This window comes from Gimesia fumaroli, from assembly GCF_007754425.1.
GTDB classification, from domain to species: Bacteria; Planctomycetota; Planctomycetia; order Planctomycetales; family Planctomycetaceae; genus Gimesia; species Gimesia fumaroli.
Genome location: NZ_CP037452.1, coordinates 6,588,402 through 6,612,541, shown reverse-complemented (window position 1 = coordinate 6,612,541; position 24,140 = coordinate 6,588,402). Strand labels below are relative to the sequence as shown.

24 protein-coding genes are annotated in these 24,140 nt (G+C 48.0%); 16 read left to right on the top strand and 8 right to left on the bottom strand.

The window, feature by feature from the left end:
* Positions 1-45: 45 nt before the first annotated feature.
* The 7 genes from Enr17x_RS25110 to Enr17x_RS25080 all read left to right on the top strand — a co-directional run bounded on the left by Enr17x_RS25110 (position 46) and on the right by Enr17x_RS25080 (position 6,794).
* The gene (locus Enr17x_RS25110) at positions 46-1,092 is read left to right on the top strand and encodes a tetratricopeptide repeat protein (protein ID WP_145312518.1); all 1,047 of its coding nucleotides are present in this window, start codon (positions 46-48) and stop codon (positions 1,090-1,092) included.
* Positions 1,093-1,274: 182 nt separating this feature from the next.
* Positions 1,275-2,147, top strand: a complete 873-nt coding sequence (locus tag Enr17x_RS25105) for a MotA/TolQ/ExbB proton channel family protein (protein WP_232100851.1) — start codon at positions 1,275-1,277, stop codon at positions 2,145-2,147.
* A 74-nt stretch (positions 2,148-2,221) separates the two neighbouring features.
* Positions 2,222-2,692 (top strand): ExbD/TolR family protein, encoded by a 471-nt coding sequence (locus Enr17x_RS25100; RefSeq protein WP_145312515.1) that lies wholly within the window; start codon positions 2,222-2,224, stop codon positions 2,690-2,692.
* 61 nt (positions 2,693-2,753) lie between these two features.
* Positions 2,754-3,266 (top strand): ExbD/TolR family protein, encoded by a 513-nt coding sequence (locus Enr17x_RS25095; protein WP_145312513.1) that lies wholly within the window; start codon positions 2,754-2,756, stop codon positions 3,264-3,266.
* A gap of 831 nt (positions 3,267-4,097) precedes the next feature.
* Positions 4,098-5,117 (top strand): PIN/TRAM domain-containing protein, encoded by a 1,020-nt coding sequence (locus tag Enr17x_RS25090; RefSeq protein ID WP_145312511.1) that lies wholly within the window; start codon positions 4,098-4,100, stop codon positions 5,115-5,117.
* A gap of 33 nt (positions 5,118-5,150) precedes the next feature.
* Positions 5,151-5,564 carry a (deoxy)nucleoside triphosphate pyrophosphohydrolase gene (locus Enr17x_RS25085; protein ID WP_145312509.1) on the top strand — a complete coding sequence of 138 codons (414 nt, stop codon included), beginning with the start codon at positions 5,151-5,153 and terminating at the stop codon, positions 5,562-5,564.
* A gap of 168 nt (positions 5,565-5,732) precedes the next feature.
* A complete protein-coding gene (locus Enr17x_RS25080) occupies positions 5,733-6,794 on the top strand; it encodes a GNAT family N-acetyltransferase (protein ID WP_145312506.1) in 1,062 nt (353 codons plus the stop codon).
* 27 nt (positions 6,795-6,821) lie between these two features.
* On the opposite strand, the gene Enr17x_RS25075 is transcribed toward Enr17x_RS25080, so the two are convergent.
* Together Enr17x_RS25075 and Enr17x_RS25070 are read right to left on the bottom strand one after the other, a co-directional pair.
* Positions 6,822-7,217 carry an outer membrane protein assembly factor BamB family protein gene (locus Enr17x_RS25075; RefSeq protein WP_145312504.1) on the bottom strand — a complete coding sequence of 132 codons (396 nt, stop codon included), beginning with the start codon at positions 7,215-7,217 and terminating at the stop codon, positions 6,822-6,824.
* Between the two features lie 129 nt (positions 7,218-7,346).
* Positions 7,347-8,795: a tetratricopeptide repeat protein gene (locus Enr17x_RS25070; RefSeq protein WP_145312502.1), complete on the bottom strand. Its 1,449-nt coding sequence runs from the start codon at positions 8,793-8,795 to the stop codon at positions 7,347-7,349.
* Positions 8,796-8,999: 204 nt separating this feature from the next.
* Here Enr17x_RS25070 and ispG point away from each other — a divergent pair, with 204 nt between their 5' ends.
* Positions 9,000-10,145, top strand: a complete 1,146-nt coding sequence (gene ispG, locus Enr17x_RS25065; protein WP_145312500.1) for a (E)-4-hydroxy-3-methylbut-2-enyl-diphosphate synthase — start codon at positions 9,000-9,002, stop codon at positions 10,143-10,145.
* A 71-nt stretch (positions 10,146-10,216) separates the two neighbouring features.
* The gene (zwf, locus tag Enr17x_RS25060) at positions 10,217-11,776 is read left to right on the top strand and encodes a glucose-6-phosphate dehydrogenase (protein WP_145312498.1); all 1,560 of its coding nucleotides are present in this window, start codon (positions 10,217-10,219) and stop codon (positions 11,774-11,776) included.
* Between the two features lie 24 nt (positions 11,777-11,800).
* On the opposite strand, the gene Enr17x_RS25055 is transcribed toward zwf, so the two are convergent.
* From Enr17x_RS25055 to Enr17x_RS25045, 3 genes are all read right to left on the bottom strand, one after another.
* Positions 11,801-12,208 (bottom strand): VanZ family protein, encoded by a 408-nt coding sequence (locus Enr17x_RS25055; RefSeq protein ID WP_145312496.1) that lies wholly within the window; start codon positions 12,206-12,208, stop codon positions 11,801-11,803.
* A gap of 72 nt (positions 12,209-12,280) precedes the next feature.
* Entirely contained in the window at positions 12,281-13,543 is a 1,263-nt protein-coding gene (locus Enr17x_RS25050; RefSeq protein ID WP_145312494.1) for a pyridoxal phosphate-dependent aminotransferase, read from the bottom strand.
* A 113-nt stretch (positions 13,544-13,656) separates the two neighbouring features.
* Positions 13,657-14,403, bottom strand: a complete 747-nt coding sequence (locus tag Enr17x_RS25045) for a hypothetical protein (protein WP_232100850.1) — start codon at positions 14,401-14,403, stop codon at positions 13,657-13,659.
* 100 nt (positions 14,404-14,503) lie between these two features.
* Here Enr17x_RS25045 and Enr17x_RS25040 point away from each other — a divergent pair, with 100 nt between their 5' ends.
* The gene (locus Enr17x_RS25040; RefSeq protein WP_145312492.1) at positions 14,504-15,109 is read left to right on the top strand and encodes a methylated-DNA--[protein]-cysteine S-methyltransferase; all 606 of its coding nucleotides are present in this window, start codon (positions 14,504-14,506) and stop codon (positions 15,107-15,109) included.
* A gap of 49 nt (positions 15,110-15,158) precedes the next feature.
* Here Enr17x_RS25040 and Enr17x_RS25035 read toward each other — a convergent pair whose 3' ends face one another.
* Positions 15,159-16,004 (bottom strand): hypothetical protein, encoded by an 846-nt coding sequence (locus Enr17x_RS25035; RefSeq protein WP_145312490.1) that lies wholly within the window; start codon positions 16,002-16,004, stop codon positions 15,159-15,161.
* Between the two features lie 368 nt (positions 16,005-16,372).
* On the opposite strand from Enr17x_RS25035, the gene Enr17x_RS25030 reads away from it, so the two are divergent.
* Positions 16,373-17,269, top strand: a complete 897-nt coding sequence (locus Enr17x_RS25030) for a YHS domain-containing protein (RefSeq protein ID WP_145312488.1) — start codon at positions 16,373-16,375, stop codon at positions 17,267-17,269.
* 128 nt (positions 17,270-17,397) lie between these two features.
* Here the strand turns inward: Enr17x_RS25030 and Enr17x_RS25025 are convergent, their stop codons facing one another.
* Both Enr17x_RS25025 and Enr17x_RS25020 read right to left on the bottom strand, forming a co-directional pair.
* Positions 17,398-18,210: a DUF255 domain-containing protein gene (locus Enr17x_RS25025; protein ID WP_145312487.1), complete on the bottom strand. Its 813-nt coding sequence runs from the start codon at positions 18,208-18,210 to the stop codon at positions 17,398-17,400.
* Between the two features lie 237 nt (positions 18,211-18,447).
* On the bottom strand, positions 18,448-19,287 hold the full coding sequence (locus tag Enr17x_RS25020; protein ID WP_145312485.1) for a DUF547 domain-containing protein: 840 nt from the start codon (positions 19,285-19,287) through the stop codon (positions 18,448-18,450).
* A gap of 332 nt (positions 19,288-19,619) precedes the next feature.
* Between Enr17x_RS25020 and Enr17x_RS25015 the strand changes: the two genes are divergently transcribed.
* The 5 genes from Enr17x_RS25015 to Enr17x_RS24995 all read left to right on the top strand — a co-directional run bounded on the left by Enr17x_RS25015 (position 19,620) and on the right by Enr17x_RS24995 (position 24,055).
* On the top strand, positions 19,620-20,135 hold the full coding sequence (locus Enr17x_RS25015) for a hypothetical protein (protein WP_145312483.1): 516 nt from the start codon (positions 19,620-19,622) through the stop codon (positions 20,133-20,135).
* A 138-nt stretch (positions 20,136-20,273) separates the two neighbouring features.
* Positions 20,274-21,203, top strand: a complete 930-nt coding sequence (gene bufB / locus Enr17x_RS25010) for an MNIO family bufferin maturase (RefSeq protein ID WP_145312481.1) — start codon at positions 20,274-20,276, stop codon at positions 21,201-21,203.
* Positions 21,200-22,087 (top strand): HvfC/BufC family peptide modification chaperone, encoded by an 888-nt coding sequence (locus Enr17x_RS25005; RefSeq protein ID WP_145312479.1) that lies wholly within the window; start codon positions 21,200-21,202, stop codon positions 22,085-22,087. The genes bufB and Enr17x_RS25005 overlap by 4 nt, the downstream gene beginning before the upstream one ends.
* 392 nt (positions 22,088-22,479) lie before the next feature.
* Positions 22,480-23,214 carry a peptidoglycan recognition protein family protein gene (locus tag Enr17x_RS25000; RefSeq protein ID WP_232100849.1) on the top strand — a complete coding sequence of 245 codons (735 nt, stop codon included), beginning with the start codon at positions 22,480-22,482 and terminating at the stop codon, positions 23,212-23,214.
* A gap of 64 nt (positions 23,215-23,278) precedes the next feature.
* The gene (locus tag Enr17x_RS24995; protein ID WP_145312477.1) at positions 23,279-24,055 is read left to right on the top strand and encodes an alpha/beta hydrolase; all 777 of its coding nucleotides are present in this window, start codon (positions 23,279-23,281) and stop codon (positions 24,053-24,055) included.
* The last annotated feature ends 85 nt before the right edge of the window (positions 24,056-24,140 follow it).

Sequence of the window (24,140 nt, the reverse complement as noted above, 5' to 3'; positions counted from 1 at the left end):
ACCAATTATTGACGAGACTAATTATTGTTGAGGAGCAATAAACTGATGAAACGCCCGATCTGGTTAAGTTTGATTCTGCTGGCAGGTATGCAAATTCTGACAGTTTCCCATCTCGAAGCTGCCGATACGATTTATCAATATAACAGCAACAGCCCGCAGCTAGGTGATATCAAGGGATACACAAAAACCGAACTGACTTTGCAGCGGGGGTCAAAGAGCGTCAAAATTCCAGCAAACGAAGTTCAGCGTGTGCGCTGGGATGGTGAGCCTCCTCAATTGAATATTGCCCGGAATCAGGAACAGAACGGCAACTATGCCGCTGCCCTCGCAGAATATAAGAAGGCACAGTCCAGTGGCAGTGCCAACCTCAAAAAAGCTCTACAGTTTATGATTGCCCGTGCTACCGCAAAGAGTGCACAGTCAAATGCCGCTGATCTGGATAATGCAATTAAACTGCTTTCTGATTTCATCAAAGCGAATGGCGACCACTATCAGTTCTACGCGGCTACGAAATTACTGGGAGAAGCCTACCTCGCCAAGAAAGATTATGCAGCCGCTAACAAAGAGTTTGGAACCTTAGAGCGTTCTCCCTGGAAAGAGACCCAGATGAACGCCAAAAACCTGAAAGCGCGTGTTCTGTTGGCACAGGGAAATATCAAAGGTGCTTTGTCAGCCTTTGAAGCGGTTACCAAAATAGATGCCAAGTCGCCTGCAGAGCTGGCCAGTAAACGAGCCGCTCAATTAGGGAGTGCTTTGTGTCTGGAAAAAGAAGGAAAGCAAAAAGAAGCGATTACGGTTTTAGATCAGATTATTAAAACAGCCGATCCTCAGCAAACCGCACTTCTGGCAGAAACTTATTTACGCAAGGGAGACTGCTATCGGGAGTTGGGGGAGGCGAAGGAAGCATTGATTGCGTATCTGCACATTGATGTTCTTTTTCCATCTCAACCTGCGATTCACGCCGAGGCGTTATATCACTTATCCACATTATGGGGGAAGGTTCAAAAACCGGAACGTGGCGTCGAAGCACGTGCCGTCTTAGAGCAGCAATATCCCAATAGCGAATGGACCCAAAAAGCGGCAGGATCCTGAGAAATTGACGCGAATGTCAGATTGCTGGGCAGATTCGTTAAGTCTAGCCTTTACAATGCAATTTTGACCTATAAATAATAACGGGCACTTGAAAAAAGACTTCACAGTCCGAGAGCAAGAGATCCACGATTAACACTCCTTTCAGTAGACCGGAGACCACAACAATGATGATGGGGAATTCCTTGGAACGGAATCAGACTTCACTGGCATATCGTAGCCTGAGTATATTATTACTTTGCGCGGTCGTTTTTACGCCACTTGGTTTGAACACAAATAGCTGGGCTTATCAAGACGAAGCTGCACCCGCGACAGGTGAAGCACCTGCAGCCGGCGAGGCACCTCCGGCAGGCGAAGCACCAGCCGGGGAAGCGCCAGCGGGAGAGGAACCTGCAGCAGCACCTGCTGGAAATGGCGCTGCCCCACCAGCGGCGACCGAAAGTTTTCTCTCCTGGATGATCCGGGCATCTGGATTCTTCGGTTTGATTCTGCTGCTGCTCTCGTTTTTGATGGTTGCTCTGATCATGGCCAATGTACTTTCGATTCGTCGTGATAACCTGATGCCACCCGATTTGATTGGTGCCTTTGAAGAAAAGATTAACAACAAAGACTACCAGGGGGCCTACGAATTGGCAAAAAGTGATGATTCCTTTGTCGCCCGAGTTTTAGCAGCAGGACTGAGCAAGCTGAATCAAGGCTACGCAGAAGCTGTTGAAGGCATGCAGGAAGTCGGTGAAGATGAAAACATGGCGATGGAACACAAACTGAGCTATCTGGCGTTGATTGGTGCCATCGCTCCGATGATCGGTCTGATGGGAACTGTTTACGGTATGATTTTGAGTTTCCAGACTATTGCGAATTCGGCAACGTCTCCTAAGCCTTCGGAACTGGCAGACGGTATTTCCACCGCTCTGTTTACGACGTTGGAAGGTTTGACTGTTGCGATTCCCGCAATGATTTTTTATAGCCTGCTGCGAAACCGTGTTGCTCGTTTTTCACTGGAAGTCGGCATGATCAGCGAAAGTCTGATGAACCGATTCTCTTCGAGCAGTAAATAGCACATGCAACGATCAAACAGGTTTATCTCCTCAGTAGGCTGGGGGGGGAGCCTGTTTGAGAGGAGAGTATTTCAATGAAAATCAAATCTCAAAAGCCCGCAGTCGCCGATGTGGATATGACGCCGATGATTGATATTGTTTTTCAATTAATCGCGTTTTTCATGGTGATCACCAACTTTGAGCAGATCCAGGCAGACGAGCGAGTAAAGCTGCCTTCCGATTCGCTGGCTAAGCCACCAGAAGTCAAAGCCGCCGATCAACTTGTTTTGAACATTGGTTTTGAACGTAACGCCGCTGGTGAAATTATCGATCCTCAAGCGTATATTCTGTATAACGGTGAAAAAATTCCGGTCTTGAAGTTCGGGCCGAAGTTTGAACAGGAAGCACGTATTTACAAGCAGAAAAATCAGGACCCGAAAGATGTTCCTGTGATCTTGAGAGCAGATGCACTTGTAAAAACAGGGCAGATCCAGGATCTGATCAAGATTGCGCAGGAAAGTGGTTTTACAAAATTTGCCTTTAAGGCGACCCAGAAGACGCAATAGCGACGATTTTTGAAACATTCTGTAAACGTTACAGATTTCATTATTGCAGGATAGAATTCCTATGAAGTTACGCAGTTCAGGTCGAGATGCAGAAAAGATCGAGCCCCAGATGGCGCCGATGATCGATGTGGTTTTTCAGCTTTTGATCTTCTTCATGCTGACGTTGAATATTGTTGAACCGGAAGGGGATTTCAATGTCAACATGCCGATCACAGACAACTTGGCTCCTACTGAAAAAGATGATATTTTTCCATCGATTAAAGTTCGTCTGACCGCCAATGAAGATGGTTCACTGAATACGATTCGTCTAGGTCAGGTGAATCTCGGAAACGGGCCGAATGTTTTTTCTGGCTTGAACAATGAGATCCTGAAGATTATTGGCAGGCCAGGTAACCCGATTACCAAAGATATGGAGGTTGAAATCGAAGCAGATTATAACCTGCATTATGAGTATACTCTGAAGGCCGTCAGTGCCTGTACCGGCCGCCTCGACCCGTCGGGCAAACACATTATCCGTTACATCGAAAAGATCAAATTTGCTCCCCCGGTGGGTGGACCTACGGCGGGTAGCTAAAGCGAGTTTCCATTACCAAAATCAAGCTCACGGTTCTGCAGGACGGTGAGCTTTTTTTACGGGAATTGACAGAGCGATACTGGTTCTTCAAGATCCAGTAGGGTGGTAAGTGGAGTAGTCCTATGTCTACTTGCAATGAGCCCCGCCTGTTTTGCCCTGAAACATACTGTGCTTAGAATGTGTCCCAGAAGCTATTGGTATAAATACCGATGATACGACAAGCATTCCTGATTAAGTTCCAGAATCGGTTGATACCGATTCCTTTTCAGTGGCGAGAGCAATTTGGTTTGGGTATAGTGTACGATGATCCTTTTGCTCAATCAGAGCAAAGGTTTGTAATAAAAGCTGAGATTTTCAAAGTTGATTTAACTGAGAAATGAATGCTGCAATGTGTTGTGTGTTTGGGAGATCACACAATGATTTTGTTGCATCGGTACCTGTGAACGAAAGAGCCGTTGAGAAGTTGAGAACTTAAAGTTTCGGTGAAGGAATAGACGAGGTCCTGATCGAAAGTCCAATTTCTCAGAGGTATCAAATCGTAAATGGGTTGAACAAAAATGGTTCTGGAATGCACAGTTATTTCATTTTCTAATCTGTTCAATAGGTATTCTGAATTCGATCGTGGAGATCGATTCAGTCAAGCCTGAAACACCGAGATCAAAATCATTCCCAAACTCTCTGGATGTCTGACACCCTTTCCGGAGTACAGGAATGTTTCTGGATGATAAATCTGCCGAATCGGAAGATCTGTATTACGGTGAGTGTTAGCACAGTAGAGTCTATGGGAACAAATAACTAGAAGTTTTTCTTAGACTTAAAGTGTCATTTACAATGTTGTTAATCAGTATCCGAGTGCTTTACGCGTTTGTCTGCGCGGGAGCCATCGCCACCTATGTCAGTTCTAACCCGCCTAGCCCTGTTGACCAGTATCCACTGATCGCATTTGTACTGTTGATGATCTTTACTCAGGGTGTGACCTGTATGGATCTGCTCATCAGTCGCAAGCGAATTGAGGTCATGTCAGCCATTTATTTCGGGCTGTTGGTCGGTGTCCTGCTGAGTTATCTGTTGATTCAGGCACTGACGCCTGTCATCTCAAAAACACCCTGGGGTGAAGGTGTTGTGATGATTACCACGCTCACCCTGCCCTACCTGTGTATTTCTTTTCTGCTGCAAACGAAAGACGATTTCCGGTTTATCGTGCCTTACGTTGAGTTTTCGCGTGAACTGAAAGGGGGCCGACCTCTGGTACTCGATAGTAGCGCTCTCATCGATGGTCGAATTGCCGACGTCGTAGAAACCAAAATACTGGATTCTGAAATGGTCGTGCCCGACTTCATTCTGAAAGAAGTCCAGGATATCGCTGACAGTAGTGATAAAGTCCGGCGCGTTCGTGGCCGTCGTGGTCTGGATATTCTGTCTACGTTACAGAACAACCCGAATGTCGATATCTCGATGTACGATGCAAAAGAGTCTGATAAAGAGAAAGGTCTGACGGTAGACCAGCGTCTGGTGGTTGCTGCGAAGAAGCTGGGGGGGAAAGTCGTCACCAACGATTTTAACCTCAATAAAGTTGCCAGCGTACAGGGAGTGGATGTAATCAATCTGAACGATGTGGCCAACTCATTAAAGCCCCGTTATCTGCCGGGCGAGCATATCCAGTTAAAAATCATCAAGGAAGGAGAGTCGCAGGCACAAGGCGTCGGCTATCTGGATGATGGTACGATGGTCGTTTGTGAACAGGCCAATCATCTGGTCGGTCGTGATGTTGATGCGGTCGTGACCAGTGTGCTCCAGAGCAGCGCGGGACGTATGATTTTTGGTCGAGTCACTGATAGTCGGCAACTTTGATCAAAACGTTCCCGGAATAAACGGATTGGTGTTATGAATTCCCGGAAGACAAACCGAATCGGAATTGCCATTGTCGAACATCAACGGCAATTCCTGATTGGTGTTCGCCCCTCAGGCGTGGCTCTGGCTGGCTTTCACGAATTTCCCGGAGGAAAATGCCGGGCAGAAGAGACGGCTGAGGCATGTGCCGTCAGGGAGTGCAAGGAAGAGACCGGATTGGATGTTATTGCAGTCAATGAATTACTCTACGAAGAGCATGCCTATGATCATGCCGACGTGAAACTGCATTTCTGGTTATGCCGTCCCAAACAGTCTTTAACAGAACTCAAGGACTGTGACCTGAAGGGATTTCACTGGTTTCCTGTGGAATCACTGCCGGAATTGCAGTTCCCGGAAGCCAATGCGCGGCTCATTAAGCTTCTCGTAAGTTCTTACTCTGACTCTTGATTGCGTCTGGTATTGCATTCTGGCGCGTTTGGTTGTGCATGCATTCGATCACTAATATCAACCAATTTTGATTTAATTTGACATCCTTATGGAGTGGCCTAGACTTCATGAATGCTAAAGTCGGCTCTTTCTCACTTCAATCAGAATGCATGAACAGGTTCTTTCAACATGGGTTACTCAATCACTCAGGCGACCCCGAGTGACAATCAGGATGAGCTGTTGGCTTTGATTAATCGGAATTTTAAGAAGACCGATTCTCACTGGTTTAACTGGTCTCATCAGCAGAACCCGTTCGGCGAGAATTACTGCTGGTTAGCCAGAGAAGAAGCAGCCGGGCAACTGATCGGTTCTACCGGTCTATTGACTCGCCGCATGAACTATAACGGGCATCCCTTTGCTGTGGGGCAGGCCGAATCGATTAATATCGACAAAGAACATCGCTCTGCTCAGGCCGCGTTGAAACTGCAGCGCGCATTGATTTCACATTTACCCGATACGGATTTCAATTTTGTTTATGGCATGACCGATACTGCTTCAGCGATCTTCAAACGTTGCCGCTATAAAGAAGTAGGCACATTTCAACACTGGGTCAAGCCGATCCGTTGTGAGTACAAATTCAAAGAACGAATTCGTTCTACGATTTTACGGAAAAGTGTCTCGACTGTCATTGATCTGGCACTACGTGCTTATTCGTTGGAGTCACATACTTTTCTGTCTCACCGGAATATCGTCAATTATGACGCGCCCATCGATGAACGCTTTGAAACTCTATTCAATGAAAACTCCAAAGACATTGTGATGGTTGAGCGAACCCGCGAGTTTCTGGAATGGCGTTTTCGTCGAGAGCCCAGCACACGTTTTCATATCATGACTCTTGAAAATCGAGAACGGGAACTATTGGGGTACATGATTTACGTGTTGGGAGAGTCGGGACGCAGCGGTGACTACGCGGCGGGCATTCAGGACTTCTTTTATCGTGATTTGAAATCATTGAAACAAATGCTGGCTGCGTTTTGCCATCATAGTCGACAGATTGGTTTGGAATCGATCGTGATCAACTATTTTGGGCGGGAAGAGGTTTCCAGACTACTGTCACGTTTTGGATTCTTCCAACGACACTCAGACACCAAGGTATTTGTGTACGCCAATCCCAAATTCCAGGATTTCAAACTGGAATCAATTCTCGATCCGAATCGCTGGCACCTGACAAATGCCGAACTGCTTTCCTGACGCAACGGAGTCGTTTGCAGGAGGCTTCTATTGCGCTCCGTTATCCTGTCTCCGCTGCTCTCGCGTGATGATCTCAGCCGCCGACGCCGCATTGGTATGAAACTCTGCAGTGGCTAATGTCGGGATTCCGTATCCAAATCCTTTGAGCGGATTGAACCAGATTTGCTGACCCGTATAGGGATCCAGGCAATAGGTGTAACCGTCGACGGAAACAAAGAGCTGTTCATCGTCGACAAGAATTGAGACATAGTTTGAACGGCCTTTAGGGGCTTTCCAGTTCCAGAGTAACTCTCCTGTATCGCGATCCAAGGCAAGCACCCGTGAATTAAAACTGACGAACAGGAAGTCGGAAACCGAGCGTTGATCGCCTGCCTGAGATCGACCGTCTTTAAAATTTGGCTCGTCCAGAAATCCGCCACTCATTCAATACTCCTTGAACTTCAGGACTTGTGCTTTGTCAAGCTGGAAATGGAGGGTGGAGAGTGTTGTTTACGTGCTCCGTTGTCGCACTCTCGTGATATCCATTAACCCAAAATGAAAAATGACACTCCACTAGTCAATGGGGCGAATGATCGGTTTTGCAGCTGTTTTTTCTTTCTTCAGTTTGGCGGGCCCCAGCGAAGGGTCGATGGCAACAGCGCGTTCGAAATCTTTCGCTGCTTTTTTCAGTTCACCTTTTTTCTTGAACGATTTCGATCGCATCAGATATGCTTTTGCGACAATTGCATCAATACGTTTCGCCCGCTCGAAATCACGCAGTGCATGTTCCACATCGCCTCGTTTCATAAATGCATCCCCGCGAACTGAATAGGCTTCGGGGTTAGGCTCAATATTAATGGCCCGGGAGCACTCCTGGATGCAGCGATCAAGCTTATTTTCTTCCAGGTAAAGAGCACCGCGAATGTAATAGCCGTGCCCTGTATCCTGGGTCAGTTCAACAATTTTGGCGTAATCTTTCATCGCAGATTCGCGCATATCAGACTCCAGATAAAACTGAGCTCGCTCAAGAATTGCATTTGTGTCTTTCGGTGCCTTGGCAATCCGTTCGTTGATCAATGTCAGTTTTTGCAGCCAGACAATTTTTTCCGCATCTGCTTTTGCTTTTTTTGTATCTTCCAGTTTTTCGTAGGCCAGCATCCGCTGGCGATAAAATTTCAACTTCTGCGGACTCAATTCAATGGCTCTCGTAAAGTCGTCTGCTGCTTTGGCATACTCTTTTTGTTTCAGCCAGGCTAGCCCACGATTGTCATAAGCATTCAAATATTTGGGGTCCAGTTTGATGACCTGATTCAAAACCTCAAACGCTTTGTCGATTTCATTGAGATTCATCAAAGCAAATCCCAGGTTATTCATCGCATCAATGCTTTCAGGTTTGATTTGCAGTACCTGTTCGAAGTCGGCACGGGCCTCTTTCAGTTTTCCCGACGTCGCAAACAGTAAGCCCCGATTGTTATACGCCTGATGGTCTTTGGGGTTGAGTTCGATGGCTCTGGAGAAGTCCTGGATTGCCAGTTGGCCGCCGCCTCGCGTCATGAAAAAGAGTGCGCGCGTATAAAAATATTGCGCGTTCTTAGGGCTCATATCAATGGATTTGGTTAAATCTACAATGGCATTCGCGTCCTGCTTTAGATCGGCCCAGACACTGCCGCGGTGGAAATAGTATTTGGGATCTCGTGGATTCAGTTTAATAGCGGATGTAAACGCCTGTGTTGATTCCAGTAGCTTGCCTTGCTGCAGCAGTTTCATTCCCTGGTCGAAGAATTCCTCTGCCTTTTTCACAGTCGCTTCAGGAAGGGGAGCCTGATTCAAAGCGACCTGTGCTTTTGCTTCCGATGGCGCATTATTTTTTGTAGCCGTTTCGGACGCTTTCTGCTGGTCCTGTTGTTCGATGGCTGCTGTTTGCTTTGGCTTAACTTCTTTCTGAGAAGTTGGTTGCGCTTCGTTTCCGCATCCGTTTAACACACAGAAACCGAGAAGCATCCCTGCTATCAGACGATTCATTTTTCTTCCACCTACTATATGTACCCGCTAATTTTGCATAAAATGCATTAATTGCTTGAGGGCTTGTAAATCGACATCTAAATTCTGTCAATCCCAATAGACTTTTGGTGATTTTTCATGAATGGACGTTAAGCCCGGGATCTCATACAATTCGTGAGCTTCAACGCAGAGACGAACTTCATTTATTCCAGAGGAACAAACAACTTGCAGTTACCACGAAATCCAACCAGAGAAGTGAAGATTGGTGCAGTTGTCATTGGGAATGCCCACCCGATCGCCGTTCAGAGTATGACAGCGACCAAAACCAGTAATATTGATGCGACTGTGGCCCAGATCCACTCACTGGAACAGGCTGGAGCCGATATCGTGCGGATTGCCGTCGACAATAAACGGGAAGCGGCAGCATTGATCGAAATCCGCAAACAGACGAGTGTCCCTTTGACGGTTGATTTGCAGGAGAATTATCGGCTGGCAGAGGTCATCGCACCCTATGTCAATAAACTGCGCTATAATCCGGGGCACCTGTATCATCATGAACCGGAAAAACCCTGGCAGGAAAAGGTTCGCTTCATTGCTGAAGTTGCGAAAGCCAATGATTGTGCGCTACGGGTAGGCGTCAATTGTGGGTCGGTCGATCCGGCGAAACTGGAAAAGTATGATCCCGATGATTCCATTTCTCCTATGCTGGAAAGTGCGCTGGATCATTGTGAATTTCTGGAGTCTATTGACTTCACCCGTTTCTGTGTCTCTCTCAAGGATTCTGATCCCGCGAAAGTCATTGAAGTCAATACCCGTTTTGCTGCGCAACGTCCCGATATTCCACTTCACCTGGGAGTAACGGAAGCAGGCATGCCTCCTGATGGCGTCATCAAAACCAGAATGGCGTTTGAGCAATTGATCAGTAAAGGTATTGGGGATACGATTCGCGTTTCTCTGACAGTTCCCAATGATCGCAAGGGAGAGGAGATTGAAGCCGGACACACGATTCTGAATGATATTGCCGCCGGTCGCGTACGGACGGTTGTTGATTTTGACCAGAAAGGGTTGAACATCATCAGCTGTCCCAGTTGTTCGCGCGTCGAAAACGAAGTTTTCGTGGATCTGGCGGCTGATGTCAAAAAGATGACTGAGTATGCCAAAGATCATAAAATTACGATTGCCGTCATGGGCTGCCGGGTAAATGGCCCCGGAGAAACGGATGATGCCGACCTCGGCCTCTGGTGTGGCCCCAATTATGTCAATCTGAAAAAAGGGAGCGAATCGCTGGGCCGTTATTCCTATGATGAGATTCTGCCGCGGCTCAAAGGCGAACTTGATTCCCTGATCGAACAGCTGCCGACAAACGTCTAATCTCAGGCTATTTTAGAGCCACTTATTTACAGTTTTAGAGTGTCACTTTTTTAAGGCATGGATGTTAAGACATGGCCAACGCAAATTCTTCAATCGATCTGACTACGGCAACCATCCTGATTTTTGGAGCCTCAGGCGACTTAACGGCCCGCAAATTAATTCCTGCGTTGTATGATTTATGGAGTGAAGGGTTTCTGTCTGCCGACCTTCCGATCATTGGTCTCGCACGGCGTTCAAAAACGGACGAACAATTTCGTAACGAACAGCGCGATACGGTTGCGCAATTTACCCGTACCGGAACGGTGACCGATGAAAAATGGGCTACGTTTTCCAAACGGCTTTTTTATCGTGAAGTCGACATCACAGACGAAAGCGATCATGCGAAACTCAAAGATTCAATTGAAGCAGTAGAACGCGAAACCATTGGCGATATCATCACCAAACGGGTTGCCTATCTGGCGACAGCGCCCTCTTTATTTTATCCCGCGGTACAGGCATTGTCTCGGGCACAGATGGTGCCGCGTAATTCAGATGATGAGTGGTTGCGGGTTGTCATTGAAAAACCGTTTGGGCACGACCTGGAATCGGCGCAGCAGCTGAGCCAGCAGTTGAGTGAGCTGTTAACCGAAGACCAGATTTATCGCATTGATCATTATCTGGGGAAAGAAACGGTTCAGAATATTCTGTTATTCCGATTGAGCAATTCGATCTTTGAGCCGTTGCTGAATCGGAATCATGTTGATCACGTTCAGATTACAGTAGCGGAATCGCAGGGAATCGAGCACGGGCGAGGTGGCTATTATGATCGTTCGGGCGCCCTGCGGGATGTGTTACAAAATCACGTACTGCAATTGTTGTGTCTGATCGCGATGGAACCTCCCGCCTTGTTCAGCGGAGAGGAAATCCGCGACGAGAAATTGAAAGTATTGAAAACACTGGCACCCGGGACGAAAGGCCCTGTGTCTGAATGGGCGGTTGCTGGCCAGTATACCGCCGGGCAATCATTTGGGCAGGCGGTTCCCGGCTACAGAGAAGAAGAGAGAGTGCCCCCCGACTCCACACGGGAAACTTTTGTGGCGATGGAAGTCATGGTAGAGAACTGGCGTTGGGAAGGTGTGCCGTTTTATCTGCGAACAGGTAAACGCATGCCTGAACGCGTGAGCGAGATCGCCATTCAGTTTAAGCATCCGCCAATGAATCTGTTTACGACTGTGGAATGCGATGGTGATATCTGTTCGCTGGTGGAACGCAAACCGAACGAATTGATTTTCCGGATTCAGCCCAAAGAATCGATTTCCATGAAGTTCTCAACGAAACGGCCCGGCATGCAGTATCAGATCCAGCCGGTGACGATGGATTTTGCGTTTGAGGATGCCTACCATAAAAGTCTGCCTGAAGCGTACGAGCGGTTGCTGATGGATGTTTTGCGTGGCGATTCGACTCTATTTACTCGAAGCGATGAACTGGAAGCAGCCTGGAAGTTTGTCACACCAGTATTGGATGCGTGGGAAAAAGCGGATCATACTCCCGAGCCGTATTATGCCGGTACTTGGGGACCTGCCGCTGCAACCGCGCTGTTGAATAAATCAAATCGGCGCTGGCGTACGCCTGCTACCAGTAAAAAAGAATAAGACAACAATTTCGAGTTGATGTTTCTATGGCTGCTTGTCTGCATTCTGGAAGTTTTGCATGAGCCGCCGAAGCGGTTTGTGAACCAGCAGGTAAAACGCAATACCCAAGAGACCTCCCAGTGTGTCGGCCACCCAGTCATCGAGACTCGGCTCACGCTGCAGTATAGGAATTCCCTGTAGAAATTCATCCAGCATGCCGAACAGGCTGACTCCGACAAAGACGGCGATCAGCCGCTTAAGAGTCAGCTTATCCCATTTTAATGAGAGCCACCAGGTCAACAGAAAGGAAAGCCCCGCATACGCAATAAAGTGTATCGGGACGTCAGTGCCTTGGGGGAGTGTTCCCTTTTTTAGGGGGATGTGAGTCACGGTAAACAGCAAAAGCCAATACAGAATAAGCCCGGTGCGGATCAGCGTTTGATATCGATTCATAACATCCCTGAGATTCCGTTTTTCTCTCTATTCCTGTCAAGTATGAGCAGCGAACGGATCACGAGTCAGCTTTTAAACCGGATAAGGTGATTCCAGACGCGCGCCTGGGTGTGACTCAAGATAACTGGCTATACGATCTTTGCGGGAAATCGCTTCTGGAATAAAGTCGATCGCCTGTTCCAGGCGATCATTCGGTTCTGCACAACTGAAACGTAAAAATCCGTGTCCTGCGTCACCAAAACACTCACCACCCAGGCAGGCGATGCCAAACTTATCGTCGGCCCCTTCCAACAGATACAGGGCCAAGCCATGACTGGTGATGCCGAGTTCGTTGCAGACGGGCGCTACGTTGACAAACACGTAAAACGTGGCGTGGGGATCAAGGGCATGGAAGTTCTCGATCTGATTCAATTTGTTCGTTAGCAGAACCACTTTTTCGCGGAACTTCAGCATGACTTCATCGCGTTCTTTCGAATCGTTATTGAGCGCAGCCGCACCAGCTAACTGAACCAGAGGAGGTGTACAGGAAAGCGTGGTGTTGACCATTTTTCCGATGGAAGTTGCGACTTCTTCTGAAGCAACGCAGAAACCCAGACGCCAGCCACTCATGCTGTAGGATTTACTGAAGGTGTAAGCGGACACACATTGATCGATCATTCCCGGCTGTGCAAGAATCGAATGGTGTTTTCCCTGCCAGACCATATGGCAGTAGGGTTCGTCGCTGAAGACAGCAATATTTTTTCCGCGAATCAAGTCGGCGATGGCTTTCAGCTCGGACTCGGCAATGACCCCTCCCGTAGGATTGTGGGGCGAGTTCAGAAAGATTGCTTTCGGAGAGGGATCTTCGGCCAGGAATTTTTCGATGTCAGCCAGGTTTGGGCTGAAATTGTTTTCCTGTTTGAGATCGGAAAGCACCATGCGTGCGCCGCGGCGTTCGATGTTGGGTAGATAGGTCGGGAAATAGGGACTGAAAACCAGTACGCCATCACCGGGGTTCAAAAAGGCTTCACAGAAGAACTGCTCGAATACTTTGGCGCCCGGACCGACGACAATGTTTTCGGGTTTTGCGTCGACCTGAAATTCACGCGAGACAAAGTCGGCAGCCGCTTTACGGAACTCGGGAATTCCCGGGGATGCACAGTAGTGCGACTGATTATTTTGAATGGCTTCAATACCAGTAGATTTTGCGGAAGCAGTACTGTCAAACGGACTGTCTCCCACTTCGAGCTCAACAACATCTTTGCCTTCCGCTTTGAGTTGTTTGGCTACGGCCAGGACGCTGAATGCTGTTTCGACGGTAAGAGACTGAGCGAAATCGCTTAATGGTAAAGCCACGAAGGAATCCCCTTTGATGTTGAAGTTTTCTGGATGCACACTCGATGTAAACTACTTTATAAGGGCGTTCTGGTTTTGGAAACTGGACCAGCCCTCTTTCTCTAAAACACTCTTTATTTCGTGGAAATCGCCTGTGCCAGCGGACGCAAGACTTGATCAATGACATAATCTTTCATCAGCTGATCTGATCTTGCCTTCAGATCCAGCATGGTATCTTCGAGTTTTGTGTCGGCGGAAAGACTGCCATACTGTCTTAATGTGAAGAACACAGAAATCTGCTCATCCGGATAATCGTCGCGTCGTACCTGATAGGCGTTGGTGCGCGTTTCAATTTGCAATCGCGCCTGGCAACGACAGGAATCGTCCAGACTGAGTGTAATCGATGGTTCATAATTCAATGCCTGGGAGCCGGGAATCTGCAGCAGGCTGTCGATGGCCTGGTTTGATCCCAGTGCTTCAGCGACCAGCGCATCGTGATTTCCGCGATAGGAAAAGTCGAAGCCGACAATATAATCCAAAGCCTCACAGTCCAGCGGACTGACGGAGAGCATGTAGGGCACCAGTTCCAGCATCAGTTGATGTTGAGTTAAACAGTCGTCCGGATCCTTGGGATTGAAATACCCGCTGCAGACACGCTGTGATTCGAGGGACATCCATCGCTGTTGTCCGACTTCTTCTTTATCTTCTTCCAGAATGAAACCACCTTCTCCGCGGTTATAAAAATTCCGCATGGAGGGAAACGATTTTTGTACCCGTTCAAAAAAACTCAGAACGGTATCCCGAGAGGAAGGCAGTGTCATTTCCGTGCATAAATTGAGATTAGTAAAATAATCGTCAGACAACATACTGTATTCGTGCATATTCGCTCTATTAACTTGTAACCTGGTCTGTACAAATCCTAAAATGGACTGCCGTTAAATCTTCGTTTCGAGTCGAATCCATTCTATCGGAGAGTTTCAGATGGGTCAAAGAACTGTCGCTGCCCCCCAAATAATTGCAGATACAGGACATAAAGCCACTTTGGGGGACGTCTCCCCTGCAAAATTGTCCGTTTTCTCGACTGAAATTGGCTGGTGTGGGTTATTGGGCGCAAACACCAGGGTGGAACGGCTCAGCATGGGACACCCGTCTCAAGACGATGTTCGACAGACAGTCCGGCGACTCTGGGCAGAAGAACATGACGATATTGCGGATGAGATTGAAGAAGCCAACTGGTATCCAGAGTTACGTGAGCGTTTGCAGAATTATTTTCAAGGAGCGGTTGTCGACTTCCGGGACGTGAAGTTGAATCTCCCTCGGTTAACTGCATTTCAGAGTCGCGTCATCGGTGCTCTGAAGCAGATCGGTTATGGTGAACTGATTACCTATGGTGAGTTGGCTGCCAAGGCGGGCGCACCACGTGCTGCGCGTGCTGTGGGAACAGTGATGTCGTCAAATCGGATTCCCGTATTGATTCCCTGTCATCGTGTGATTGCCTCCGGGGGCAAGCTGGGGGGCTTCTCAGCACCTCAAGGGACTTCGCTCAAGCAGCATCTGTTAACAATGGAATCAGAGGCACAGCAATAACGCACGTAGCCCAGTCTACGATTTCATGAATGCTGGGTGGCTTTATTACTCAGGCAGATTTGCGCAACGCTGGTTCTGAAGTCGTAGTATGAGGCTGTGACGGTTGTGGCGTTGAAGCTCGCTTATTCTGGGATTTCTGTTGCTCAAGCATGGCTTGTTCAAACAGAAAGATTCTCTGGCCCAGCCGGTCAATACGACGGCTGACTGAGGTCGAAGCTTGTTCCATGCCGGCAGAGACGAGGGTAATTACACCTAGAAACAGCAACATCTGCCCGGCTGTGCTGATTAACCAGCCTGTGGAAGCATAGTTCGCAGGTCCGCCATAGTACCCCCACAGGACGAGCGTTGTTCCAATGGTCAGAACGGCGACACCACCATAGGCCATTAATTGGCCGACGAGCCCCAGCCAGTTCGGGCTCTGATCGTCTTCTTCAATCAGATCCTGGATATCACGGTAGTCTGAACGCAGTTGGGGAAAACTTGACGGTTGATACGCGACCGATTCCTCTGGCTCGAATGAATCATGGTGATTCGGTTCCTCTGCTGGGGCAGAAGCTTGCTCATTAACCTCAACAGGTGCGGTTCTCTGAGTTTGTTGTTCTGTGTGTGTTTCCAGGGAGGGCTGTGGAGTTGAACTCGGATGATGTTGTTCCGGCTGATCAAATAGGGATGAGCCTGTTTGTGGTCGGGGCTCCGATTTGGTGAGCGGCCCATATGGGTCCAGCATCTCACGGTTCGACCAGCGCGCCAGCAACTCGCGGGCTTCTTTGGTCTTATCGCTGATCCGCGCAGCAGATGTGCTTCCAAGGTCATTCCCACAGATTGCGCAATGAACTCGTTTTGAGTCTGTAGATACTTCTGCAGCCACATCGGACTGGCAACTTGTGCACCACATAAGGCACCTGATTTTTTTATAACTGGAGAGTAAGAGAGGACTTGAGAAATGTCGGGTAGTCTTTTTGTTTTGGAGAGAGTCCTGATTATCAATACTTGGCCAATTGATGCAATACCGGTTTATTAAGCCAGGCAGCACAATGAGCGTCTCCCAAATTTGATCTCTGTATGAGTGAAGATATGAGAAAAAGAGTGGGACTGTGAAATATACCACAGATTGAACTCAGCGATGCAGTAATACTTGACGTGTGACTCACAAGAAGCGAATTGGCAACGATCATACCGAGCTCAGTTTGGTCTTTGAGAGTCATGCGGGAAAAATGAACCAATCCCAAACCGTTAAACACAAAAATTTTTCAGGAGAAGTCGATGAAGTTAACCCGATTCGTAATGACCGCCGCCTTGCTGGCATCCCTTGCTTTTTTTAATCAGGGACTCGATGCCAAAGAAAAACAGAAGGCGAAACAAGCACCTGTTGCGCTTGATGGCAATTGTGCCGTCTGCCTGGTGAAAGGTCAGAAAGTTGTTAAAGGGAGCGCAGAACATTCCGTCGTATATGACGGCCAGACCTATCTGTTCCCTTCTGAGGAGGTTAAAAATGTGTTTGTCGCCAACCCGGCAAAGTATGTTCCCGCGTTGAACGGCGATTGCTCTGTCTGTTTTGCTCATCATGATGGCGTGCGTAATCCTGGTAAGATTGATCATGTGAGTTTTTATCAGGGACGGGTTTTCCTCTTCCCAAATACTCAGATCAAGTCTGTTTTTGATCAATCGCCACAGAAATATGCCGATGTAGATCTGGCTTGCGACGGGAAATGCATTGTGTGCAAAATCGATGGCGGGAAAGATGTTCCCGGCAAACCGGAATTCACCGCGATCTACAAAGGCAAGCGTTATCAGTTTCCTAGTGAAACTGTGATGCAGAAATTTCAGTCCAACCCTGCTAAATACGTCGGTAAAAAAGCAGGAGCTCAAAAAACAAGCAGCACAACAACTCCTGCCTCTCAACTGGTTTCTATTAAAGGGACAACCGGTTGTGCTGCCTGTGAATATGGCGTTCACCCCAAAAAAGATCCCAACACGTTAGGGCTGGCTGTAAAAAGCGGCGACGGCAAGATTTATGTGATCGAGGGGGCTCACGATTCACACCCCAGTCTTTACAAGAAGCGTTTTGAGAGTCTGAAGGTCAGCGTGAAAGGTAAGCAAATTGCACAACAAGGCAAATTTGTCTGGCTGGAACCGCAGTTCATTGAAAAGCTTCAGTAGCGGCTACAAAAAATCAGCCTGATACTCAAAATGTATCAGGCTGATTGATTGTGTTTTTAAATGACACCTGGCAGCAGTTTTGTTCCTCTCCCTTCCAACCTAAGTTGAGGAATGCTGTCAGGTGTTTGTTATTTCTGTAGCAGATAGTAGGAAGGGTTGGAAGAAAACCGATCCCGTTCTGCGGCGGAAGAGAAGAAGACCAGTTTTTCCCGATAGACGCCACCTGCATGTGGATCGCCTTCTACTGATTGGTTTTGATCCAGCTGGGATACACGGCAGTTCCCTTCAAAGGCAGGCCAATAGCGATCCGGATTGGAATCGAATTTCTGTTTGTGCTCGATCGAAGCAAAACAGATGTTACGTCCTTTAAATTCAGACGAAAATTCAGGTGCCCCTTCAACCAACTCTTGCTCGTCCAGCATGCTGACCAGGCAAATTCCCTTGAAGGCAAATTCCGTCGTCACCTTTTTTTCGCTCATCTTTTTGATAGGCTCTTTGGAACGAGGGGATGCTTCCTGTTCGTGAGTTGCCAGGCAAATTTTATTAAGATGCCCTTCCATTTCCGGAGCAGCAACATAGCCTGAAATCTTTTTCACGATCTTCAGTTGAGGAGTGATAATGGCAGTGGTAGGTAACCCGGCAACGCCGATGGCTTCGACGAGCTCGGCATTCTGATCAGCGTCAACACGAATCGGAATGAAACAGGAATTGACGTGTTTGATTACTTTTGGATCTTTGTAAGTCTCTTTTTCCATTTTGTGGCAGAACCCACACCAGGTCGCGCCAATTTGAATCAACATGGCCTTATTTTCAGCTCGTGCCTGTTGAGCTGCCTGTTTTAGATTGGTTCGCCAATGGATTTCTTCTCCCTGCACATATGAGGAGAGTGACTGTATGAAAATTAAACTGAGTGAGAAAACAAGATAGTGTCTGGCACGCATAATAATCCCTTATGAAATTGACCCAAAAGTCTTGCACGCTTTACGTATCGGTCTATTTTGATGCTATGTTCAGTTTGCAGGAATATTCTGGTTCATATTTTTGTAATTGATTTGAGGCTTGGAACGATTAGGAAAAACAGCCGATCAATTCCGCCGGCAAATTCTCCCTAAGTTCCCCGAATTGACGTGATGGTATTCAAAATGGATAGGAGGTATATCGCTCTAATGGTTTCACGCTTATTGCTGACGATTCAGCCCCCAGTTGTAATCGAGATACTTCACGGTCACATTCGGACTTTTCAAAAAAGATCGTGATGCTTCCGGGGCAAATTTAGCAATATAGCGAAGCTGTTCTGATTGCGTTGATCCGAAATCAGTCGCGAACCAGTCCAGGATGGAACTAAGATATACGGTTGTTTGAGTTGGCTTGATCTGAAAATGTTTATTGTGCTGAAAGAAATCGATGGCGTTGGCAGTTAATTGTGCATCAACTTTATCCGTTGTATAGGCTTCGTTTCTCAGCTTTGGACAGCCGATGGAAGCACAGACAATTGCAAAGTGAATACGGGGCTCATTCATCTTACGTAAAATTTCGTGTTCTATTTGGTTTAAAGAGTACTTTTTTCCGCCGACATTCAGGGGCAGATCATCCCAGATGTTAAATCCGAACACTTTCGCCGTATGGTTGCGAATGCTGGTTGTGGGATAAACCTGCATGATTCCTTCTAATGTCACGGCATTGTAGGCATTGATCCAGAAAGCGAGGCGAGCCTGTTTCGGTGCTACTGCACGCGGGTTTGCCCGACTGAGCAGCTTTAGATAATTCTGCAAGGCACGCCGATCTGTTTGCGATGCTTTCCACGCGCCATAATTAACCATGCCTTCTGTATCGACGTACTTTTTTAACAACCGGTCAAAGCTGCTGTGATCGATCTGTGACATAGAGAGCTGTTGGCCGGCAGGCCAGTGTTGCCCGATCACTTCTGCAGCTTCTCCACGATGACTTTGAGGCAGACTGAGCAACATGATTCCAAGTGCCCGCACGACTGACATTGAGAGCGATTTCAATCCTGACATGATTCCTGTGATCCTCCATGAATAAAGAATGCGGCTTGCGTCTGGATCTATTATCGAGTGTCCTGAATTTTGAATCTGTGAGTTAACGTACAACTCCTCTTGGTGCGGTTCTGTTTCAGGGGCAGCTACTATGCAAACCATAGAAAATCAAATGAGTTAACAATCGGAAATTGCTGCAAAAAGCTACGGAAATTTTGGTTGAAATTGAGAATCCGCAGTTTAAATTCTGCTGGAAATGTGAGATAACTCACAGAACACAAGGGAATCTCTGTTTAGTCTCATGCTGGAATTCAACCTTCATTAATCCTTTGATAGAAACTCTGAGGTAATCCATGAAACGGCCTGATATCAATCGACGCGATTTTAACCGACTGACCATTGCTGCGTTTGGCGGAATGGTGGCTGGTTCGATGACCGGTTGTCAAAAACCGGCCCCGCCTGCTCCCAAGACACCTGCTACAGACGCAGAAGCAGGCAGTTCGACCAAGGACGAGCATGACCATGATCATGCTGGAGATGCCGACAAGGATGTCAGCCTGCTGATGAAAGAGCCTCATGTCTGTCGTGGTCTCAATACCTGCAAAGGAACCTACGCCGGTGTGGAAAATGATTGTGCTGGTCTGGGAGCCTGTGCTACGGTGGCAGAACACGCCTGTGCCGGTTCGAATGAATGCAAAGGGCAAGGTGGCTGCGGTACAAACCCCGGCATGAACTCCTGCAAAGGAAAAGGATCTTGTCACATTCCATTGATGGAAGACGCCTGGAAACTGGCCCGCGCCGAGTTTGAAAAAGCAATGGAAAAAGCAGGCAAAAAAGTAGGTCCTGCTCCCGCTGCAAAAAAGGAATAACCTTTGATCCAAGACATCGAAGTCAGGCTCCTCTATCAACCCATTTGATAAGGAGCCTGTTTTTTCATGTCAGCCAGAATGCAATATCCCTGTGACCTTTCGGTAACCAGGTCGATCTCAGGATAGGAGTTGTCACTTATGTTGAAACCACGTCTCGGGTATGAAAATCTGGGTTTGGGAGTGGGCCTGCGAACCGTACACTTCTCTCACATTCTGGAACACCAGCCTGAAGTGGACTGGTTTGAAATTATTTCAGAGAACTTCATGGATTCGGCCGGTCGGCCCCGGAATGTGCTGGAGCAAATTGCCGAACGCTATCCGATCGTGATGCATGGCGTTTCTCTGTCGATTGGCAGCACCGATCCGTTGAACCGCGACTACTTGCAGAAGTTGAAAACACTGGCTGAGTCGGTCAAGGCGCGCTGGGTTTCCGACCATGTCTGCTGGACTGGAGTGGCGGGACGCAATACACACGATCTGTTACCCATCCCTTATAATGAGAGTACACTGGCTCATATTGTCAAACGCATTCAGACTGTGCAGGAAATACTTGAGCGACCTCTCGTTCTGGAAAATCCGAGTAGCTATCTCGAATTCCAGGATTCCACAATGAGCGAATCTGAATTTGTCTGTCGCATGGCCGAAGAAGCCGACTGCGGTTTATTGTTGGATGTGAATAACGTGTATGTTTCCAGCGTGAATCATGAATTTGATCCTGTAGAATACATCGAAGCTATCCCCGCTGAACGTATTGTGCAATGTCATCTCGCGGGGCACACGAATTGTGGGACACACTTAATTGATACACATAACGGACGGGTAATCGATCCCGTATGGAACCTGTTTCAGTTAATGCACCAGCGTACTGGTGGTGTCTCGACACTGCTTGAGTGGGACGCGGATATCCCACCGTTTCCTGACGTGCATCAGGAAGTTCTGAAAGCACGAAACTATATGGATGCGCATCTGCCGTCTAGCGAACCAGTCGCTTCAGAAGAGGTGGTTGCTGATACTTCTCCCACAGCGATTCCTCATCCGGCCTCATTTATAACGGCTGAATTCGAATGAACCGTCAATCACGCGATCTGGAACAGATTCAGCATTGGATGCAAACGGTAATCAGCTGGCCTGGCGGCGTCGAAGCCGGTATCTCCTCGGAGGCAGCACAAAGCAGTATTCCGCTGGACCCCGATGCGTTGGAAACTGTGATTACTTGTTCCAGTCAACTGACAAGTCTGGAACGAGTCGGAATCTATGCCAACGCTTACTATGCACGTCTGCTTGAATGTTTGAGCGAGGAGTATCCCGCTTTGGTGATAGCGATGGGGGCACAGGCATTCGGTGTATTTTGCATGGAGTATCTGCAGGCATATCCTTCTACCAGTTATACCCTCGGAGAGTTGGGAGCCCGGTTTCCGCAGTTTTTAAGAGAGCACAAACCTGCCGCAGAGCCAGGAGGAAACGCCGACTGGACCGATTTTCTGATTGAACTGGCAACTCTGGAACGCGTTTACAGTGAAGTCTTTGATGGCCCAGGCATCGAACAGGAAACGCTGTTGACACCAGAGACCTTAAATGCCATCGCGCCGGAAGACTGGCCTGGGCTAACGCTCAAGATGGCCCCCTGTTTTCGGCTGGTCGAATTTCAATATCCCGTCCACGAATTCATTACTGATGTCAGAAAGGGAGATACGCCAGCGATTCCTGAGCAGCAAACAACTTGTCTGGCAATTACACGCCGCAACTTTATTGTACGTCGCGAGGTGGTAACTCCCGCGGAGTATCTCCTGCTAACCCGTCTACAGGAGGGATGCCAGGTAGGAGAAGCAATCATGGATGTTGCCGAATCAGGCCTGATCGAACCGGACAAGTTAGGCCACCAGCTCCATCAGTGGTTCAAGCACTGGACCGCATCCGCCTTTTTTATTGATCTTTGCCAGGAAGGCTCCTGATTTGAGTTCCTGCTGACTCATAATTTCCTCTCTTACGTGCTTTTGCTCGTCGGCTCAAAGCGATTTCTGGATCAGGTAGATTTAAAAGTTCTGCCGTTTTCATTCAAAATCGCGCCTGTTGCGTAACATAGGATGTCCGGGTTGTATGCGTAAAAAATACATGCTGTATTTTACTCTTATTTCGAGTTTGGCAGGCGGTTTTTGTCAGAATTCTGGGGGCTTTTCCGTATTGACAGCGGCACCACTTAAACCGCCAACTCTCCCCGCATTGACACAAAATCAACTCGGAATTACAGTCCCGACTTAGAAATTGTGGTTCACGGAACAGGGGCCGTTTTTTTACTTTTTCAAATGAGTTGATCTGTTGGTTGGCTGTCAGGGAGGGCAGCGATATGAAAGGCATCATAATGTGTTGTGTCGCGATGCTGCCGGCGATTGAGATTTCAGGATGTACCCAGCAGACATCTTTACCTCCTGTTACGATCAATTCGCCCAGTCCGATGCCTGAATATCCGCCTGTGGCTGCGAAGCCTGTTCCTCCGGGAGCACCCCTGTTTACGACTCCACCGACCATTGCCATTGAACCGCAAAACCCCTGGAAACCTGAAGCAGAAGTACGTGACTGGGAATATATCGTGATTCATCATACTGCCTCCTCTAAAGGGAGTGTGGAGAGTATTCACGAATTACATAGCAAGAAAAAAGATAAATCCGGAAACTCATGGCTTGGGATTGGTTATCACTTCGTCATTGGAAATGGGAACGGGATGCCTGATGGGGCGATCGAGCCCACATTCCGCTGGCGCGAACAGATGCATGGGGCACATGCAGGAAATAATAAATACAACCAACAAGGAATCGGCGTTTGCCTGGTGGGGAATTTTGAAGAAGCCCCTCCCACGGAAGCGCAACTGGCAGCCGTCAAAAAACTGGTTGGCGTGCTCAAAGCAGAATACAAAATTACTGGTGAGAATGTACAAGGGCATCGCGATGTCAAAGCGACCGCGTGCCCTGGAAAATATTTTCCGATGAGCGAAGTAGCTGCTGCTGTAGACCTGCCTGTATACGGGGCGACCTCCCCACAAACGACAGTGCGGCCCGCAAAACTCGAGCTGGCTCAAGAATAAATCACTGTGACTCCCCCACATTTAAGACTTACCTCAGATTCAATCACTGAAAGTAAATACGACAATGGATTATACGCAGCGTCTTAAATGGATTGAAAATGGATTCAATGCCGACAGCCCGAAATTGCCTCCCTCTCTCCTGAAAGAGAGAATGACAGGAAACAGGGGCGCGTCTGAGGCTTTGATCAACTTACCGCTGAAGCATATTTCCCTGTTTCGCCCGGAGCATTATGAACCGGGATATGCCTATCCTCTCGTCATCTGGCTGCATCCTGATAGCGGTTCCGAACAGGCGCTACATGAGATCATGCCACAGATCAGTACACGCAACTATCTTGGACTTTCATTCCGTGCCCCTGCGATCAAACCACAGGCCCCATCCAAAGGCTATTACTGGCCCGACAGCCATCTCTTCGTAAAACAGTTTGCCGAACAGATCCAAGAGACCGTACAGGAGCTGTCTAAAGTTCTCCATATTCATGAGCAGCGGATTTATCTGGCAGGAACAGGCAGCGGTTGCTCGGTCGCCACGAAACTGTTGTTGCAGAAGCCTGACTTTTTTGCTGGAGCCGCCCTGTTTAAGGGATGCTTCGGTAAATCCGACTTTCAGAACGTCCCGAACGCCAATTTGAAAAACAAACGCATTCTGCTGGACCATTCCCTCGAAAATGCGTCAGCCGATGCAATCTCTGCTACCTGGGTTGCACGAATGTGGCAAAGCACAGGAGGTCAGATTCAGTCAGTCAATTCATTAAAAGCCGAGCTGAGTCAGGAAACCGAACAACTAGCGGCTCTGAATCGCTGGATTATGGAAGGCATCTCAACAGCCCGCCTTGTCTGAGTAGTTACTTTCTCGCGTAAAACAATGTACATGTACAGTGTTAGTTGCGACGATTAATCCGTTTATGCTGAAGTTTCCTGTTGTG